The sequence below is a fragment of the Streptomyces sp. NPDC086147 genome (assembly GCF_040702165.1).
Taxonomy (GTDB): Bacteria; Actinomycetota; Actinomycetes; order Streptomycetales; family Streptomycetaceae; genus Streptomyces.
Genome location: NZ_JBFBJO010000008.1, coordinates 90,171 through 108,631, shown reverse-complemented (window position 1 = coordinate 108,631; position 18,461 = coordinate 90,171). Strand labels below are relative to the sequence as shown.

Here is an 18,461-nt window from a genome sequence, read left to right as displayed (position 1 = left end):
CCCCGCGCCCGACCGCAGTCGATTTGCGCCATGTGCCGACGGCGGGTCAGGGTCGGTGCATGAGCACGTTGTTCGACGCGATCCGGGCCGGGGACGAGGACGGGGCCGTACGGGCCCTGAGGAGCGGGGCCGACCCCGAGGGGCGGGAGGACGGGGAGACCGCCCTGTACCGGGCGGCCGTCGGCGGCGAGGCCGGAATCGTACGGGTGCTGCTCGCCGCCGGGGCGGATCCCGGCCGGGGCAGCGGCGAGGAGGACGGCGACCTGCCGCTGTGCGGGGCGGCCTGTGCCGGACACACCGGGACGGTGCGGGCGCTGCTCGCGGCGGGCGCGGAGGCGGACCAGGAGGAGGCGTACGGCTTCACGGCCCTCGCCTGGGCCCTGCGGCTCGGACACGCCGACGTCGCGCGGCTGCTCCTGGAGCACGGCGCCGACCCCGGCCGGCGCGGCCCCGACGGGCTCGCCCCACTCCTCGCCGCCGCCCGGCGCGGCTCCACCGGCTGCGTGCGGGCGCTCCTCGACCACGGGGCCGGGGGCGCGGAGGCCGCGCTGCGGGAGGCGCGGCGGTGGATCGGCGCCGACATCGCGGCCGAGCTGCGGCGCGGGCTCGTCGCGGGGAACGAGGGCGGGCAGACGTACGAGGCGGTGGTCCGCCGGGTCCGGGAGGACGGCGGGATCACGGTGGTCGTGGAGCTGCTGCGGGAGGACGGCGCTCCCGGGCGGGGCGACGACCGCCAGACCGGGCACGCGGCGATCGCCACGCTCCTGGAGGCCTCGCTCGGGCTGCTCACCCCCGCCGAGGAGCTGGCGGCGCGGGCGCTGCGCTGCGGCGACCCCGGACTCGACGACTGGACGACGGCGGTGGCCGAACTCGCGGGCCGGGCCGACGAGGAGACCTTCGTGGCGGCGGCCGGCTGGTGCGCCTACCGGGACCCGCTGCGGCGGGCGCTCGGCGCACGGGTCCTGGGCGCGCTGCCGGGCTTCGCGCAGAGCGCCCTGCCGGTCCTGCGGCGGCTGGCGGCGGAGCCGGCGGGCACGGCGGGCACGGCGCGGGAGCCCGCCCTGTCGGTGGTGACGGCGCTCGGGGCGTGCGCGGACCCGGCGGCCGTGCCCGAACTGCTCGCGGCCGCCGGGCATCCCGACGCGGTGGTGCGCGGGGCCGTCGCGGGCGCCCTGGCCGGAATCGTCCCGGCCGGGCACGTCGAGGCCCTCGGGGTGCTGCTCGCGCTGAGCCGGGACGGCGACGCCCAAGTGCGGGACTGGGCGACGCTCGCGCTCGCCGAACTGCCCGACGACACCCCGCTCGTACGGGAGGGGCTCGCCGAGCGGCTCGACGACGCGGATCCGGAGACGGCGGCGGAGGCGGCGCGCGGGCTCGCGATCCGCCAGGACCCGCGCGCCGTCGACGCGCTCGCGTCGGTCCTCGCGGACGGCGAGGCGGACGGCGCGGCGCGCGAGACGGCGCTCGCCGCCCTCGAACACGTCCGGGACCCCCGGGTCAGGACCCGCCTGGAGTGGACGGCCCCGCGCCGGTCCTGAGGGCCGCCGGACGCTCAGCAGCCGTGGTCGATCAGGTCGAACGAGGCGTAGTGGTCGGCGGTGTAGTAGTCCTCCCGCGTCGCGTTCCCGGTGACGATCCGGCGGGCACCCCGGGTCGTGGAGCCCGGGGTCTTCACCGTGTACTCGTGGTAGTACCCGGAGGTGCGGGCGGGCAGGATGCCCTCCCTGTTCTGGAAGACGGACCCGTCCTGGCCGTACGGGAAGGGGCCGCCCGCGTCGATCAGGCCGAGGGTGGTGTGGGCCTGGGAGGGCAGGGCGGAGTAGCAGATCTCCCCGACGGCCTCGACGACGGCGCGGGCGGAGACGGGGGCGGGCGCGGGGGCCTGGGCGGCGGTGGCTGGGGCGCCGAGGAGGAGGGAGGAGAGGAGGGCGGTGGCGACACCGCCGGCGAGGGTGAATCGAGGGGGGATGCGCATGCCTGTGATGATGATGCGCGTAGATCCCGGCCGGGAACCCCGACGGCCTTCAATTCCCCGGATGTTGACCACTCGTTCCCGTACGTACGGGACCTGTGAAGACGGGGCGCGTGCGGTGACGGAAGCGGGCGGCGCCGTTGTCACGACACCGCCCGCGTCCGGACCCCGTAGGGGGTTACGTGTTGTCGGCCGGCCGCTGCCGGGGGCCGCGGGGGCGGCCCGTGCCCGCCGTCCGGCGCCCGCCGCGACCGGACCCGGCGGAGGCGGACGTGGAAGCGGAGGCGGCGGCGCGACCGGTGCCCGCGCCCCGGCCCGCACCGGAGCCGCGGCCACCGCCCGTACCGGAACCGCGACTCCCGGCCGCGGCCGTGCCGGAGGCGGTGCCGCGTGCCGAGCCGGTGGACGCGCCGGTGCCGGAGCCGCCCGAGGCGGCCGGGCGGCGACGGCGGCGACCGCCGCCGTTCCCGGTGCCGGATCCGGCCGGCTTGCGGGGCGGGGTGGGCTGCGGGGTCTCGATGACGACCGGGACGCCCGAGGGCTCCCGGGCGCCGGTGAGCTCGGCGAGCTCCCCGTCGCTGGACTTGATCTGCGCCGTGCGGGGGCTGATGCCCGCGTTGGACATCAGCCGGCCCATGTCGCGCTTCTGGTCGGGCAGGACCAGGGTGAAGACGCTGCCGGACTCGCCGGCGCGGGCGGTGCGGCCGCCGCGGTGCAGGTAGTCCTTGTGGTCCATCGGCGGGTCGACGTTCACGACCATGTCGAGGTCGTCGACGTGGATGCCGCGGGCCGCCACGTTCGTCGCGACGAGCGTGGTGACCTGCCCGTTCTTGAACTGGTCCAGGGTGCGGTTGCGCTGCGGCTGCGAGCGCCCGCCGTGCAGGCCGGAGGCCCGCACGCCGTTGGCGAGGAGCCGCTTGACCAGCCGGTCCACGGACCGCTTGGTGTCGAGGAAGAGGATCGTGCGCCCGTCGCGGGCCGCGATCCGCAGCGTGACGGCCTTCTTGTCGGTCTCGTCGGCCACGTACAGGACGTGGTGCTCCATGGTGGTGACCGCGCCGGCCGACGGGTCGACGGAGTGCACGACCGGGTCGTCGAGGAACATCTTGACCAGGCGGTCGATGTTCCGGTCGAGGGTGGCCGAGAACAGCAGCCGCTGGCCGCCCGGCTCGACCTGCTTCAGGAGCTTGGTGACCTGCGGCAGGAAGCCCATGTCGGCCATCTGGTCGGCCTCGTCGAGGACGGTGACGGCGACCTGGTCGAGCCGGCAGTCGCCGCGGTCGATGAGGTCGTGGAGGCGGCCGGGGGTGGCGATGAGCACCTCGGCGCCGCGCCGCAGCGCGGAGGACTGCCGGCTGATCGACATGCCGCCGACGACGGTGGTGATCCGCAGCCGCAGGGCCCCGGCGTACGGGGTGAGGGCGTCGGTCACCTGCTGGGCGAGCTCGCGGGTGGGCACCAGGACGAGGGCGAGCGGCGCGCCCGGCTCGGCGCGGCGGCCCGCGGTGCGGGCGAGCAGGGCGAGGCCGAAGGCGAGGGTCTTGCCGGATCCGGTGCGGCCGCGGCCGAGCACGTCGCGGCCCGCGAGCGAGTTCGGCAGGGTCGCGGCCTGGATCGGGAACGGCTCCGTGACGCCCTGCTCACCGAGGGTCCGCAGCAGGCCCTCGGGCATGTCGAGGTCGGCGAAGGAGGCCACCGCGGGCAGCGCGGGCGTCACCGACACCGGCGGCGTGAACTCGCTCGGCGGCGGGGGCGCGGCGGGACGGCGACCGCCGCGGGAGGCCTTCGGCTGGGACGTGGACTTCGCCTGCGCGGTGCGGGGGCCGCGCTTGTGGGGGCGCTCGGAGCGGGTCATTCGTGCCTTTCTGGCCGGTGCGCCGCCGAGCCCTGCTGGCCGGGTGCGCGGCGCAGCGGGGGCCCGTACCTGCGCGGTACGGGCCCCGGCTGCTCTGTCCGGAGCGCGTGGTACGGCTCCGGGCTGTCTCTGCCGCCGGGACACCCCGTGCGGGTCCCGGCGTCTCCTGCTTCTGCCGCCGGGGCGCGCACTGCGGCTCCGGTCGTCTCTACCGGAACAATAGTGCGCCCCGGGACCTTCCCGCCCCGCCCGCCCGATGCCCGGACGGATCGCCCCAGCCCAGGCGGCTCCGACGTGGCCCACCTCACAACGGCCGGGCGTCCCGGCGGGGCGGGGCGTCGTCGTTGCCGCGCCGGGTCGTCCACGCGGGCCGCCCCGGCACCCAGCTGCGGAAGACGATCTCCTCACCGTCCACCCGTGTGCGCACGACCTCTGTGGGCTCCGCCCGGAAGAGGTGGAAGGGCAGGGGCACACCGACCCCGGCGGCGTACCGCTCCAGGGCCCCGGGGTCGGTGACCTCGACCGCCCGCCCGGAGATCCGGACGTCCCCGCCGCCCATGCCGGTGCCGGGTCCGGGATTGGCGAGCAGCGCGAACCGGGGGTCGCGGCGCAGGTCGAGCGCCTTGCGCGAGTTCGGCATCATGCCGAACCGGAGCTCGCCGTCGCGGAAGTCCGCCTCGATGCCGCTGAGGCGCGGCGAGCCGTCCTTCCGCAGGGTGGCGAGGACGTGGTGGGTGAACTGCCCGAAGCGCTCGCGCACGGTCGCGGCGAGATCGGGTTCGGCGGCCTCGAAGGCCGGCCAGGTGGTTCCGGTGTCTTCCATGGTTCCAGGGAACACGGAATACCCGACACCCTTTGTCGGGTTTGCCTCCGCCTGGTCGCGCCGGGCTCAGGCGGCCTCGCGCTCCGCCCGGCTGCGCTCGACGCAGAACTCGTTCCCCTCGGGGTCCGCCAGGGTGGCCCAGCCGGTGCCGTCCGGGTTCCGGCGGTCGTCGAGCAGTACGGCGCCGAGGCCGAGCAGCCGCTCGACCTCCTCGTCGCGGGTGCGGTCCTGCGGCTGGAGGTCGAGGTGGACCCGGTTCTTCGCCGCCTTCGGCTCGGGCACCTGGATGAAGAGGAGGGAGGCCCCGGGCGACTCGACGAGCGCCTCCTCGTCCCCCGGCTCGTCGTCGTCGGAGAGCCGGGCGTCGAGGACCTGTGCCCAGAAGGAGGCGAGGGCGTAGGCGTCGGCGCAGTCGATGGTCACGTGGCGTACGAGAGAGGTCATGGCGTCATGATCCACGCCGGGGGCGGGGGGCGGCCACCGCTTTCCGGTTGCCTCACCCCCGGACGATGCCCCGGGCCCGGGCGGCGGCGAGCCACATCGGGAACTCGGAGAGGAGCCGGTCGTACAGTTCGGCGTCCGGGACCCGGTCGGGGTCCTGTCCCGCGTGGAAGAACCCGGCGTTGTCGACGGGCCGCTTTCCCGGGACGTCCAGCTCGTCCAGCCTGCGCAGGAAGTCGAACTGCCGGCTGTCGGGGTCGCCGAAGCCGATGAACTGCCAGAAGAGCGGCAGCCGGGCGGCCTTGCACACGTACCGCTCGGCCGCCGGCTTGCTGGTCGGACCGCCGTCGGTCTGGAAGACGACGAACGCGGGATCGGTCGCCCCGCTGTCCAGGTAGTGGTCGACGACCGCGTCCATGGCCAGGTGGTAGTTCGTCTGCCCCATGTGCCCGAGCCCGGCGGCGATCCGGTCGATCCGCCCCTTGTGGTCGTCGAGCCGTATCTCGGTCTCCGCGTCGACGTCGGTGGAGAAGAACACCACGGGCACCCGCCCGTCGTCGTCGAGGTGCGCGGAGAGCCCGAGCACCCGGTCGGCGAGCGCCTGCACGGCACCGCTCCTGTAGTACGGCCGCATCGACCCCGAGTGGTCGACGACCAGGTAGACGGCGGCCCGCTGTCCGTCGATCCCGTGCCGCCGCAGCGACTCCCCCGCCGACTTGTAGAGACTCACGAGCGCGGGCGCGGTCTCCTCGACCTTTCGCAGGCTCAGTGCCATGGACGTTCCCCCTCGGTTCCTTCGAGGTGCTCGGCGCACTGTCGAAGATACGGCTGTTCGGGGGTTTCCGGTTCCCGTATGACCATCCGTCAGGCCGTGGAATCATGGCCTCTCCGGGGCGGAGCGGAAGGAAAGCGGGGGCGGGGGCGCGTGAGCACGACGGCGGGAACCGGTACGGAGACGGGTACGGGCACCGAGACGGAGACGGGGCCGGGCGGCGACCGCAGGGCCCTCCTGATCGGCATCCGGGACACCGAGTACCTGGCGCGCAACCCCCTTCTCGCCGCCGCCTATCCGTCCCTGGCCTGCGTCGACGAGGACGTACGGCGGATCGAGGCGGCGCTGCGGGCGTCCGACTACGAGGTGACGTCCTTCCATCCGGGCCACTCGGACGAGGAGCACCGGGACACCAGCAAGGACATGATCCTCGCGGCCATGGTCGACTTCTTCGGCTCCTGCGCTCCGGGGGACACCGCCCTCGTGTACGTCTCCGGACACGGCGTCGTGCTCGACGGCCGGGACTACATCCTCCCGTGGAGCGCCCGCGCCAGCGCCGGCGGCACCCTGATCTCCGGGACGCTCATCGAGACGGTCGCCCCCGAACTCCTCGGCAGCGTCCCGGAGGGCGTGTCGGTCGTCGTCTGCCTGGACACCTGCCGGACGGAGACCGCCGGTTCCGCACCCAAGGTGCCCAAGCCGCTCGTGGGCGACGAGTACGACGACGTGGTGTGGCTGCGGGCCGGCAGCCATGGGCAGGAGGCGTTCGCCGACCCGAAGCGGGGCAGCCACTTCGGCTTCGCCCTGTCCGAGGCGCTGTCGCCCGAGCGTCCCCCGCAGACGCTCGGAGAGATCGGCGCCTTCGTCCGGACCCGGGTCAGGTCCCTCGCGCAGAAGCTGCGCGTACCGGCGCCCGCCGTCGTGCTCAAAGCCGCCCGGGGGCGTGAGGACTGGGCCCGGGACCTGCGCCTGTGCCAGGGCTCCGAGGAGACCGACCACTGGGCGGAGGTCCTGAGGAAGTCCGGTCTCTGGACGTACACCTCGGGGACCCCGGAGGTGCACACGCGGGTGAAGGAGGCTCTGGCGGAGCTGGCCGCCGAGGTCGCCAGGAGCCGCACGGACACGCAGTCGGAGCTCGCCACCCCCTGGCACGACCCCCTCTACCTGGAACGGGTCGTCCACGTCCTCGAACGGCTCGTCGAGGACGCGAGGCTCCAGCCCTTCGAGTACCTCTCCCCCGCCGAGACGGCCGCCCTCCTCGCCGCCCCGCTCCTCCACGAGGGCGTCGTGGCCGTCGCGCTCAGCGAGCTCGCCTCCCTCCGCCCGGACCGGCTCGACCGCGTCGAGGACAACCGGGGCAGGGATCCCGAGGACGGCCACGACCGGCTGGTGTGCGACGCCGCCGCCGACGTCTGCCGGGCTCACTCGCGCGTGACCGTCACCGCCGAGACGCTGCGGAAGCGCAAGGAGGACGATGCCGCCAAGGCGGCCGACCACTGGCTGCGCCACCGCTTCATCGCGGACTGGGACCGGCTGTGGGACCGGAGCCACAGCGACTACGGGAGCGTCCACCAGCTCCTCGACATGGTCGTGAACGCCGTCACCGCCGGCGCGGTCGGCACGAGCACCGAACTCACCACCGTGGACCGGCACGTCCGCCGGGTCCTGCCCCACATGACGGTCGCTCCCGGGTCGAGCCCCCGCATCGACGACACCGGCAGCCCGACATGGAGCCGGACCGAGAAGCCCGTGCCGGGCAACGCCTGGCGGGACTTCGAACTCGCCTACCTCCTGTGGCTGGCGGCCCTCCTCGCCGCGGACCCGCGCCGCATGTCCAGCGTGCTCGTCGACCACCTGGGCGCGCACGTACCGCTCGCCCCTGCCGACGTGGTCGACGCGCTCGCCCGGACCGACTGGGAGAGGGAGGTGCGCGACGGCCTCCCGCACCCGCAGTACGCGCTCCGCCTCTCCTGCCCGCACCCCGCGCTGCACGCCGCGCTCGAAGAGCTGGCGGCCACCGCCGACGCCTCCGTCCACGACCACCACCGACGCGTGCGCGTCACCGGGCAGCCCGCGCCCGACCTGCTCAGGGGCATCCCCCGGCGGGTGACCACCGACCACCTCAAGCCGGTCGACCCCACTGCGTACAGCAAGCCGCTGGAGCGCTTCCGGCTCGCCGAGGACGAGATCCGCCCGCTGCTCATGGGCACCCAGCTGTACGGCGACCGGATGCTGGCCGTGCGCGAGCTGTACCAGAACGCCCTGGACGCCTGCCGGTACCGGAAGCAGCGGACCGCGTACGGCCGCAGCCGGGAGGCGTTCCACAGCACCGACCCCGAACTCAGGATCACGTTCCGTCAGGGGTACGAGGGCAACCGCGCGTACATCGAGTGCGAGGACAGCGGTGCGGGCATGAGCCGCGAGAAGCTGACCTCGATGTTCGCCCGCGCCGGCAAGCGGTACGAGCAGGACCCCGACTACGTCCAGGAGCGGCGCAACTGGCGTCGGGCCGGAATGAAGCCCGTCCCGTTCAACAGCCGCTTCGGCATCGGCGTGTTCAGCTACTTCATGCTGGCGGAGGAGGTCACGGTCGACACCGCCGCCGTCGACCGCCACGGCAACCCCGCCCGCTCGGTCCTCCCCCTCCACGCCACCGTCCAGTCGGGTTCCGGCCTCCTCCAGATCCGCGAGATCGAGGGTGGCGGGCCGAAGGACGGCGGCACGGTCGTGCGCCTCTACCTGAGCGCGGAGCAGGACGGGGAGCACCCTCCGTCGGTGGTGGAGACACTGCGGCGACTACTGTGGGTGAGCGAGTTCCACGTGACGGCGGAGGAACGGGACCGCGACGAGAACCTCATCCGCTCGAAGAGCTGGAAGCCGGGGGTGCTCCGGGCGCCGGAGCACCGTGCCCGGGAGTGGTACGGGAAGCCGGTGAAGGCCGGCGAGGAGAGCTGGATCGTCCAGGGCGCCGGGCAGCTCCTCCTCGACGGCATCCTCGTGGGGGAGGCATCCTCCGTCTACGGCTGCGTGTTCAACCTGCAGGAGAGGCACCGGCCGGAGCCGAGCGTGAACCGCAATTCCCTGCTCACGTACGACGAGAAGGGAGTCAGGGAGGAGCTCCTGAACGCGGTGCGGCACGTCGCCCGGAAGATCGACGCGATGGCGCTGACCTGGCTCTGGAATCTGGCCCATCACGAACCCCGGCTGGCGCTCCAGTTGCTTCGGCACGTCTCGCCGGATGCCGTCGGAGTCATCGCCAAGGACGCGACCGATCACGTCGTCGCCTCCGACCGCGTCCCCCTGCGTCGTACGGGCGTGCTGGCCATGGACGCCACCTTCGTCATGGACTTGCACGGCCCCTACTCCTGGCCCCAGGTCAGCGCCGCGGAACGCGCCCTGCTGCAGCGATGGCGCTTCGCCAAGCTGGGCATCGTGACTCGCGGCGAGACCTCCTTCGTGCCCGAGGGGTACCCGGAACCCACCGCTCTGGACGCTCTGCTCTTCTCCCGAAACGCGTTCCACAGTGATTGGTCGCCCCCGCTGACGGCTGCTGCGAGGGCGGACGTCCCCTTGGCGGCCGCCCTCAGGGCGCTCCGGAGGTACGCGATCACCGGCGTACGCGTTCCTGCGGTCCCCGACATCCAGAAACTCTCCGAGGCCGGGACGCCCACCTCCCGGACGGCGGCCCTCCACCTGGCCTACGAACAGGCGGCACGGGTCAGGAACATGCCCAACCCGGACCTTCCCGCCGTTCACGCCCCTCTCGTCTCGGTGGCGGCCGACCACGAGGTGCCCCTCTCGCATCTCCTGGACGATCTGGACGTTCTGACCCGCATCGGCATCGAGGTCCCGGATCCGGGTCCGCTGCGCTCGGCCGACCTCGGCATGAAGTTCCTCGCCTCCGAGGCCCTGCTACTGGCGAGGGATTCGTCCGAGGGAAAGTCCTGGCGCGACGGCATGGTCCCGCCCGCCGATCTCCTGTCACGAGTCGAACCGCCCGAGCAACGGCGTCGCCTGGTCGAACGCATCCGGGAACTCGGGCCGCTCGGCTTCTCCCTGTCCGAGGCCGTGGGTGAGGAGACCCTCGACCACCCCGCGCTCACCGCCGTGGAGCTGAAGACGGTCTCCCACGACATCGACGGCATGGGCCCGTGGCTCGCCCCGCGCCCCCTCACCATGTGGCAGCTCATCGACCGGGCCTCGGCGTTGCAGCGCCCCCTCGGCGCGATGGCGGACGAGATCGACGCGCTCACTCCCGTCACCGGCATCTCCGCACCGGTCGTGCCCGCGGAGTGCCGTACCTGGGCCCCGTCACCATGGATCCACGACCCTCGGGGCACCTCCGTGCGCCGCGCCCCCTTCGGGGAGGCCCGCCGCGGAGACTGGCGACTGGTCTTCGGCGCGCACCGGGCGGAACCCCGCCCGTCGCCGCAGGAACTGCGTACGGAGCTCTCCCGGCTGGAAGCGTGCGGCGTGCTGACGGCGTCCGTCGACGATCTGGTGGAGCAGGTCGGCCGGATCGCGCCCGTCGTCGTCTCTCTCCTCGACGAGGCGTTCCCCGAGTGGCCGGACCGGGATCCGGTGTGGACGCTCGGTGCCGGAGGCCTCTCCTGGCCGCTCCTGCTGCGGCTCTCCCTCAGCCGCCACGCCCTTCTCGGCTCCCTCGTCGACGAACTGGACGCGACCGACACCCGGCTTCCACTCGGTCTGCCGGTCCTGCCGGAAGAGGCGCGATCCCTCAGGCCCGTGGAAACGGAGTTGGCCCGGGTCCTCCGGGACCCCTCGGCGGACCCGTCCTTCAAGGCCGCCCTGACGGTCCGGGACCTCCTCGAACTCGCCACCTTCTACCGCTGCACCCTCCGCGAGGCAGCCGACGCCCTCGGCGCGTACCGCTGTCTCGGCGGGCCGGAGCTGCCGGGTGCCTTGGAGGACGGGCCGCTCGCCGAGCTCGAACCCACTCTCTTCGACCTCGTGGCCTTCGAGGAGAGCCTGCTCGGGCCCGGCGCCCTCGGCCCGCTCGAACTGGTCCTCGTCGCGGGGCGGTTCGGCTGGACGCTCGGCGAGGCGTACGACCGGTACGCGCCCTTCGAGGCCCTCGGGCTGCGGGTCGGCGTCGAGCCGAAGGGCGAGGAGCGGGACATCGTGCCCGGCTGGGCCGATGTCGTCGTGCTCACCGAGCAGTTGACCGGCCGGTCACCCGCGATCTCGGGAACCGTGACGGCGGAACACGTCGTTCTGTGCGCGGAGGAGACGGAGCGCACCGAGGACGAGGTCCTCGACCTGCTGCGGCCCTACGTCGGACTGTTCGAGCTCGACCTTCCCGAAGCCGGAGGACCGCGCCCATGAGTTCCACCACGCGCTACCACGAGGACGACCGGCCGCCGGACCGGGCCCTCACGACCTTCCTGTGGGAGGTGCGGGCGCCCGACCGGGTCGAGGCCACGGGTGAGTGCCCGCAGTGCCGGTGCGTGCTCGCCCTGTCCTGGACTCCCGTGCAGTACGTCGCCAAGGGGCCGGGCAAGCCCGATCGGAGGAGGTTCGACAACGGGGAGCCCAAGTCCGTCGTGTGCGAGTGCCGGACCTGGCACGTGGGCCGGCCCTCCTCGGTCCCGAGCGGCTGCGGCTACCTCTTCTACGTCGCGATGCCCCCGCAGCGCCTGGGCGTCTCGTGGTGAGTCCGGAGTTCACCCCGGAGCAGATTCGCGAGGCCCAGCGGCGCGTACGGGCGATGGAGGAGCCGCCCGAGCGGCTGCGGGCGGCGCTCCAGCAGGCGGAGGGGTACCGGAACTTCCTGACCTCCCTCACCGGCCTGCTGACGGTCGTCTTCGTGCTCAAGGGACAGGAGAACCTGAGCAGGATGACCACCGGGCCCCGGTGGTGGGTGATCGGGCTGCTCGCCGGGGCATTCCTGCTGCTGCTCGTGGCCTCCTGGCTGATGGTCTCGGCCGTCCACGAGCCGCCGGGGCGGAAACTGCCGCCGACCGGGGAGTACCTCCTCCGTTACGAGAAGGACCGCGCGAAGACCGTGATCCTCATGACGGCCTGGTCGCGCTGGATGGGCGCGGTCGGCGTCCTCGCCGTCTCCGCCGCCTCGCTGGTCACCTGGATCTGGCCCGGAAAGAGCTGAGCCGACAAGGGTCGAGGACGCGCCGCGGCGCCCTCCCAGTCGTCCGGTCGGGGACATTCGGGGGGCGCCGCGCTCAGTTCCGTACGTCGTTGTACGGGACGTTCGGGGGGTGATCCGGTCGGATCAGACCATCAGGGAGCGGTCCGTCGGGCGGATCGGGGCCGGCAGGGAGCTGGCGCCGGTCAGGTGGCGGTCGACGCCGCGGGCGGCGGAGCGGCCCTCGGCGATGGCCCAGACGATGAGCGACTGGCCGCGGCCCGCGTCACCGGCGACGAAGACGCCGTCGACGTTGGTGGCGAAGTCCGCGTCCCGGGCGATGTTGCCGCGCTCGTCGAGCTCCAGGCCGAACTGGGCGACCAGGCCGTTCTGGACGTCCGTGCCGGTGAAGCCCATGGCGAGGGTGACGAGCTGGGCGGGGATCTTCCGCTCCGTGCCCGGCTTCTGGGTCAGCCTGCCGTCGACGAACTCGACCTCGGCGAGGTGGAGGGACTGGACGTTGCCGTCCTCGTCACCCTCGAAGTGGGTGGTGGAGACGGAGTAGACCCGCTCGCCGCCCTCCTCGTGCGCCGAGGTGACCTTGTACAGCATGGGGAAGGTCGGCCAGGGCTGGCCCGGGTTCCGGTCCTCGCCCGGGCGGGGCATGATCTCCAGCTGCGTGACGGAGGCCGCGCCCTGGCGGTGGGCGGTGCCGACGCAGTCGGCGCCGGTGTCGCCGCCGCCGATGACGACGACGTGCTTGCCCTCGGCGGTGATCGGCGGGGTGACGAAGTCGCCCTCGACGACCTTGTTGGCGAGCGGCAGGTACTCCATCGCCTGGTGGATGCCGTTCAGCTCGCGGCCCGGGACGGGCAGGTCGCGGGCGGTGGTGGCGCCGGCGGCGATGACGACCGCGTCGAACCGCTTGCGCAGGTCCGTCGCCGTCAGGTCGCGGCCGATCTCGATGCCGGTGCGGAACTTGGTGCCCTCCGCGCGCATCTGCTCGATGCGGCGGTTGATGTGCCGCTTCTCCATCTTGAACTCGGGGATGCCGTAGCGCAGCAGGCCGCCGATGCGGTCGGCGCGCTCGTACACGACCACGGTGTGGCCGGCCCGGGTGAGCTGCTGGGCGGCGGCGAGGCCGGCCGGGCCGGAGCCGATGACGGCGGCGGTCTTGCCGGAGAGGCGCTCGGGCACCTGCGGCTTGACGTCGTTGGCGTCCCAGGCCTTGTCGATGATGGAGACTTCGACGTTCTTGATGGTGACGGCCGGCTGGTTGATGCCGAGCACGCACGCGGACTCGCAGGGCGCCGGGCAGAGGCGGCCGGTGAACTCCGGGAAGTTGTTGGTGGCGTGCAGGCGCTCCTGCGCCGCCGACCAGTCCTCGCGGTAGGCGTAGTCGTTCCACTCGGGGATCAGGTTCCCGAGGGGGCAGCCGTTGTGGCAGAACGGGATGCCGCAGTCCATGCAGCGGCCGGCCTGCTTGCTGATGATCGGCAGCAGGGAGCCGGAGACGTAGACCTCGTTCCAGTCGCGGACGCGCTCGGCGACGGGACGGGTCTCGGCGACCTCGCGGCCGGTGGTGAGGAAGCCCTTCGGATCAGCCATGGGTCGCCGCCTCCATCATCTTCTCGGTGGTCTCGGCCTCGGAGAGACCGGCGAGCTCAGCGGCGTCCTTGGCGGCGAGCACTGCCTTGTACGTGGTGGGGATGATCTTGCTGAACCGGGCCGCGGCGGCGTCCCAGTCGGCGAGGAGCTTCTCGGCGACCGTGGAGCCGGTCTCCTCGTGGTGGCGGCGCACGACGTCGTGCAGCCAGGCCGCGTCGGTGTCCGACGGGGCCTCGACCGCCCCCAGGTTGCCGGAGTTGACGTTGTCCCGGTCGAGGTCGATCACGTAGGCGACGCCGCCCGACATGCCGGCCGCGAAGTTGCGTCCGGTCTCGCCGAGGACGACGGCCGTGCCGCCGGTCATGTACTCGCAGCCGTGGTCGCCCACGCCCTCGGAGACGACGAGGGCGCCGGAGTTGCGGACGCAGAAGCGCTCGCCGGTGCGGCCGCGGAGGAACAGCTCGCCGCCGGTCGCGCCGTACGCGATGGTGTTGCCCGCGATGGTGGAGTACTCGGCCAGGTGGTCGGCGCCCCGGTCGGGGCGGACGATCACGCGGCCGCCGGAGAGGCCCTTGCCGACGTAGTCGTTGGCGTCGCCCTCCAGGCGGAGGGTGACGCCGCTCGGCAGGAAGGCGCCGAAGGACTGGCCGGCGGAGCCGGTGAAGGTGATGTCGATCGTGTCGGCCGGGAGGCCGGCGCCGCCGAACTTCTTGGTGACCTGGTGGCCGAGCATGGTGCCGACCGTGCGGTTGATGTTGCGGATGGCGACCTGGGCGCGGACCGGCTGGGCCTCCTCGGCGGAGGCGGCGTTCAGGGCCTCGGCGGCGAGCTGGATCAGCTGGTTGTCGAGGGCCTTCTCCAGGCCGTGGTCCTGCTCGACCAGGGCGTGGCGGACCGCGCCCTCCGGGAGGTCCGGCACGTGGAAGAGGGGCTCCAGGTCGAGGCCCTGGGCCTTCCAGTGGGTGACGGCGCGGCTGGTGTCGAGCAGCTCGGCGTGGCCGACGGCCTCTTCGAGGGTGCGGAAGCCCAGCTCGGCGAGGAGCTCGCGGACCTCCTCGGCGATGAACTCGAAGAAGTTGACGACGTACTCGGCCTTGCCGGAGAAGCGGTCGCGCAGGACCGGGTTCTGGGTGGCGATGCCGACCGGGCAGGTGTCGAGGTGGCAGACGCGCATCATGACGCAGCCGGAGACGACGAGCGGCGCGGTGGCGAAGCCGAACTCCTCGGCGCCGAGCAGCGCGGCGATGACGACGTCGCGGCCGGTCTTGAGCTGGCCGTCGGTCTGGACGACGATCCGGTCGCGCAGGCCGTTGAGCAGCAGGGTCTGCTGGGTCTCGGCGAGGCCGAGCTCCCAGGGACCGCCCGCGTGCTTGAGGCTCGTCAGAGGAGACGCGCCCGTGCCGCCGTCGTGGCCGGAGATGAGGACGACGTCCGCGTGGGCCTTGGAGACGCCGGCGGCGACCGTGCCGACGCCGACCTCGGAGACCAGCTTCACGTGGATGCGGGCGACCGGGTTGGCGTTCTTGAGGTCGTGGATCAGCTGCGCCAGGTCCTCGATGGAGTAGATGTCGTGGTGCGGCGGCGGGGAGATCAGGCCGACGCCGGGCGTCGAGTGACGCGTCCTGGCGACCCACGGGTAGACCTTGTGGCCGGGCAGCTGGCCGCCCTCGCCGGGCTTGGCGCCCTGGGCCATCTTGATCTGGATGTCGTCGGCGTTGACCAGGTACTCGCTGGTGACGCCGAAACGGCCGGAGGCGACCTGCTTGATGGAGGAGCGGCGCGCCGGGTCGTACAGGCGGTCCGGGTCCTCGCCGCCCTCGCCGGTGTTGGACTTGCCACCGAGCTGGTTCATGGCGATGGCGAGGGTCTCGTGCGCCTCCTTGGAGATGGAGCCGTACGACATGGCGCCGGTGGAGAAGCGCTTGACGATCTCGGAGGCGGGCTCGACCTCGTCGAGGGAGATCGGGGCGCGGCCCTCGGCGGCGAAGCCGAAGAGGCCGCGGAGCGTCATGAGCCGCTCGGACTGCTCGTTCACCCGGTCGGTGTACTGCTTGAAGATGTCGTACCGCTTGTTGCGCGTGGCGTGCTGGAGGCGGAAGACGGTCTCCGGGTCGAACAGGTGCGGCTCGCCCTCGCGGCGCCACTGGTACTCGCCGCCGATGTCCAGGGCGCGGTGCGCCGAGGGGACGCCGGAGGCGGGGTACGCCTTGGCGTGGCGGGCGGCGACCTCCTTGGCGACGACGTCGAGGCCGGCGCCGCCGATCTTGGTGGCCGTGCCGTTGAAGTACGTGGCGACGAACTCGGAGTCGAGGCCGACGGCCTCGAAGACCTGGGCGCCGCGGTAGGAGGCGACGGTGGAGATGCCCATCTTGGACATGACCTTGAGGACGCCCTTGCCGAGGGCGTAGATCAGGTTCCGGATGGCCTGCTCGGGCTCCAGGCCCTCGATGAAGGTGCCGGCGCGGACCAGGTCCTCGACGGACTCCATGGCGAGGTACGGGTTGACGGCGGCGGCGCCGTAGCCGATGAGCAGGGCGACGTGGTGGACCTCGCGGACGTCGCCGGCCTCGATGAGCAGGCCCACCTTGGTGCGCTGCTTGGTGCGGATGAGGTGGTGGTGGACGGCCGCGGTGAGCAGCAGCGAGGGGATCGGGGCGTGCTCGGCGTCGGAGTGCCGGTCGGAGAGGACGATGAGGCGGGCGCCGCCCTCGATGGCGGTGTCGGCCTCGGCGCAGATGGCCTCGATGCGGGCGGCGAGGGCGTCGCCGCCGCCGGAGACCCGGTAGAGGCCGGAGAGGGTCGCGGCCTTCATGCCGGGCATGTCGCCGTCGGCGTTGATGTGGACGAGCTTGGCCAGCTCGTCGTTGTCGATCACCGGGAAGGGCAGGGTGACGCTGCGACACGACACGGAGGTCGGGTCGAGCAGGTTGCCCTGGGGGCCGAGCGAGGAGCGCAGCGAGGTGACGAGCTCCTCGCGGATGGCGTCCAGCGGCGGGTTGGTGACCTGCGCGAAGAGCTGGGTGAAGTAGTCGAAGAGCAGCCGCGGGCGGGCGGACAGGGCCGCGATCGGGGAGTCCGTGCCCATGGAGCCGAGGGGCTCGCCGGCGGTGCGGGCCATCGGGGCGAGGATGACGCGGAGCTCTTCCTCGGTGTAGCCGAAGGTCTGCTGGCGGCGGGTGACCGAGGCATGGGTGTGGACGACGTGCTCGCGCTCGGGGAGGTCGGAGAGCTCGATCTCGCCGGTCTCCAGCCACTCCTCGTAGGGGTTCTCGGCGGCGAGACCGGCCTTGATCTCGTCGTCCTCGACGATGCGGTGCTCGGCGGTGTCGACGAGGAACATCTTCCCGGGCTGGAGGCGGCCCTTGCGGACGACCCTGGCGGGGTCGATGTCGAGGACGCCGACCTCGGAGGAGAGGACGACGAGGCCCTCGTCGGTGACCCAGTAGCGGCCGGGGCGCAGACCGTTGCGGTCGAGGACCGCGCCGACCTGGACGCCGTCGGTGAAGGTGACGCAGGCCGGGCCGTCCCAGGGCTCCATCATCGTGGAGTGGTACTGGTAGAAGGCGCGGCGGGCCGGCTCCATGGTCTCGTGGTTCTCCCACGCCTCCGGGACCATCATGAGGACCGCGTGGGGCAGGGAGCGTCCGCCGAGGTGGAGCAGCTCCAGGACCTCGTCGAAGGAGGCCGAGTCGGAGGCGTCCGGGGTGCAGATCGGGAAGATCCGGTCCAGCGGGCCCTCGCCGAAGACCCGGGAGTCGAGCTGGGCCTCGCGGGCGGTCATCCAGTTCCGGTTGCCCTTGACGGTGTTGATCTCACCGTTGTGGGCGACGAAGCGGTACGGGTGGGCCAGCGGCCAGCTCGGGAAGGTGTTGGTGGAGAACCGGGAGTGGACCAGGGCCACGGCGGTGGCGCAGCGGCGGTCCGACAGGTCCGGGAAGAAGGGCTCCAGCTGGCCGGTGGTCAGCATGCCCTTGTAGACGAGGGTGCGGGCGGAGAGCGACGGGAAGTAGGTCGCGGCCTCGCGCTCGGCGCGCTTGCGCAGGACGAAGGCCTTGCGGTCGAGCGCGATGCCCGTGTTCTCGCCGTCGGCCACGAAGAGCTGGCGGAAGACCGGCATGGTGGACCGGGCGGAGGCGCCGAGCAGCTCGGGGGCGACGGGGACCTCGCGCCAGCCGAGGACGTTCAGGCCCTCCTCGGCGGCGATCGCCTCGATCTTGGCGACGGTGGCGTCGATGCCGTCCTCGGGGAGGAAGGCGATGCCGACGGCGTACGCGCCGGCCTCGGGGAGCTCGAACCCGGCGACCTCGCGGAGGAAGGCGTCCGGGACCTGGAGCAGGATGCCCGCGCCGTCACCGGAGTCGGCCTCGGCGCCGGTGGCGCCGCGGTGCTCGAGATTGCGCAGTACGGTCAGCGCCTGCTCCACCAGCGCGTGGCTGGCTACACCGGTGAGGGTGGCCACGAACCCGACACCGCAGGCGTCGTGTTCGTTACGGGGGTCGTACATCCCCTGCGGAGCGGGGCGACCGTCCATGGGCGACCAGGCGTCGGAACGCATCGGCTCTCCCGTCGTCGTCGTGGCATATGCAGCTGCCGAGGGACGACGTTGGCCCTCCGCGAAATTTCGTGCAGGTTACATGATGGCTGGCTTCTCGCGAAGCGGATAGCTCGTTCCAACATGCGGACACCGCAGACACGCAGCGGTGGTACTGGTTCAGCTGTGGGGTGCGGCGACAGGCACTGTCCCGCGGGGACGGATCGAGGGGGTCCGCACGATCTCCGGATCTCCGGCGAGCCGTCGCTGGGTGGGCTTCGTTGCCCACTGGCGCTCATGCCTCTTTCCCGTTGGTCACGGGTTCGAAACCGCCGAGTAACCGGCTATGTATGTGG

Annotated in this window: 10 protein-coding genes and 1 pseudogene; 4 read left to right on the top strand and 7 right to left on the bottom strand. The window is 72.8% G+C overall.

Annotated elements, in window-relative coordinates:
- Positions 1-59: 59 nt before the first annotated feature.
- Positions 60-1,538 (top strand): ankyrin repeat domain-containing protein, encoded by a 1,479-nt coding sequence (locus AB0398_RS19360; RefSeq protein WP_366376602.1) that lies wholly within the window; start codon positions 60-62, stop codon positions 1,536-1,538.
- Between the two features lie 14 nt (positions 1,539-1,552).
- Here the strand turns inward: AB0398_RS19360 and AB0398_RS19355 are convergent, their stop codons facing one another.
- From AB0398_RS19355 to AB0398_RS19335, 5 genes and pseudogenes are all read right to left on the bottom strand, one after another.
- Positions 1,553-1,975 carry a ribonuclease domain-containing protein gene (locus AB0398_RS19355; protein WP_366376600.1) on the bottom strand — a complete coding sequence of 141 codons (423 nt, stop codon included), beginning with the start codon at positions 1,973-1,975 and terminating at the stop codon, positions 1,553-1,555.
- 175 nt (positions 1,976-2,150) lie between these two features.
- Complete coding sequence (locus AB0398_RS19350; RefSeq protein WP_366376598.1) at positions 2,151-3,827, bottom strand: DEAD/DEAH box helicase; 1,677 nt, start codon at positions 3,825-3,827, stop codon at positions 2,151-2,153.
- 304 nt (positions 3,828-4,131) lie between these two features.
- Positions 4,132-4,650, bottom strand: coding sequence for a pyridoxamine 5'-phosphate oxidase family protein (locus AB0398_RS19345; protein ID WP_366376596.1), 519 nt, complete (start codon positions 4,648-4,650; stop codon positions 4,132-4,134).
- A gap of 72 nt (positions 4,651-4,722) precedes the next feature.
- Positions 4,723-5,094, bottom strand: a pseudogene (locus tag AB0398_RS19340) (VOC family protein); the annotation flags it as partial.
- Positions 5,095-5,146: 52 nt separating this feature from the next.
- Positions 5,147-5,866: a VWA domain-containing protein gene (locus tag AB0398_RS19335; protein ID WP_366376594.1), complete on the bottom strand. Its 720-nt coding sequence runs from the start codon at positions 5,864-5,866 to the stop codon at positions 5,147-5,149.
- Positions 5,867-6,016: 150 nt separating this feature from the next.
- Here AB0398_RS19335 and AB0398_RS19330 point away from each other — a divergent pair, with 150 nt between their 5' ends.
- From AB0398_RS19330 to AB0398_RS19320, 3 genes are read left to right on the top strand one after another with little or no spacing between them, the layout of a single operon-like run.
- On the top strand, positions 6,017-11,209 hold the full coding sequence (locus tag AB0398_RS19330; protein ID WP_366376593.1) for a caspase family protein: 5,193 nt from the start codon (positions 6,017-6,019) through the stop codon (positions 11,207-11,209).
- Positions 11,206-11,538, top strand: coding sequence for a hypothetical protein (locus AB0398_RS19325; RefSeq protein WP_366376591.1), 333 nt, complete (start codon positions 11,206-11,208; stop codon positions 11,536-11,538). Before AB0398_RS19330 ends, AB0398_RS19325 begins: the two co-directional genes overlap by 4 nt.
- Complete coding sequence (locus AB0398_RS19320) at positions 11,535-11,990, top strand: hypothetical protein (RefSeq protein WP_366376589.1); 456 nt, start codon at positions 11,535-11,537, stop codon at positions 11,988-11,990. Before AB0398_RS19325 ends, AB0398_RS19320 begins: the two co-directional genes overlap by 4 nt.
- A gap of 123 nt (positions 11,991-12,113) precedes the next feature.
- Here AB0398_RS19320 and AB0398_RS19315 read toward each other — a convergent pair whose 3' ends face one another.
- Together AB0398_RS19315 and gltB are read right to left on the bottom strand one after the other, a co-directional pair.
- Positions 12,114-13,574, bottom strand: a complete 1,461-nt coding sequence (locus AB0398_RS19315; protein WP_366376588.1) for a glutamate synthase subunit beta — start codon at positions 13,572-13,574, stop codon at positions 12,114-12,116.
- Positions 13,567-18,129, bottom strand: a complete 4,563-nt coding sequence (gene gltB, locus AB0398_RS19310) for a glutamate synthase large subunit (RefSeq protein ID WP_366376586.1) — start codon at positions 18,127-18,129, stop codon at positions 13,567-13,569. The genes AB0398_RS19315 and gltB overlap by 8 nt, the downstream gene beginning before the upstream one ends.
- Between the last annotated feature and the right edge of the window lie 332 nt (positions 18,130-18,461).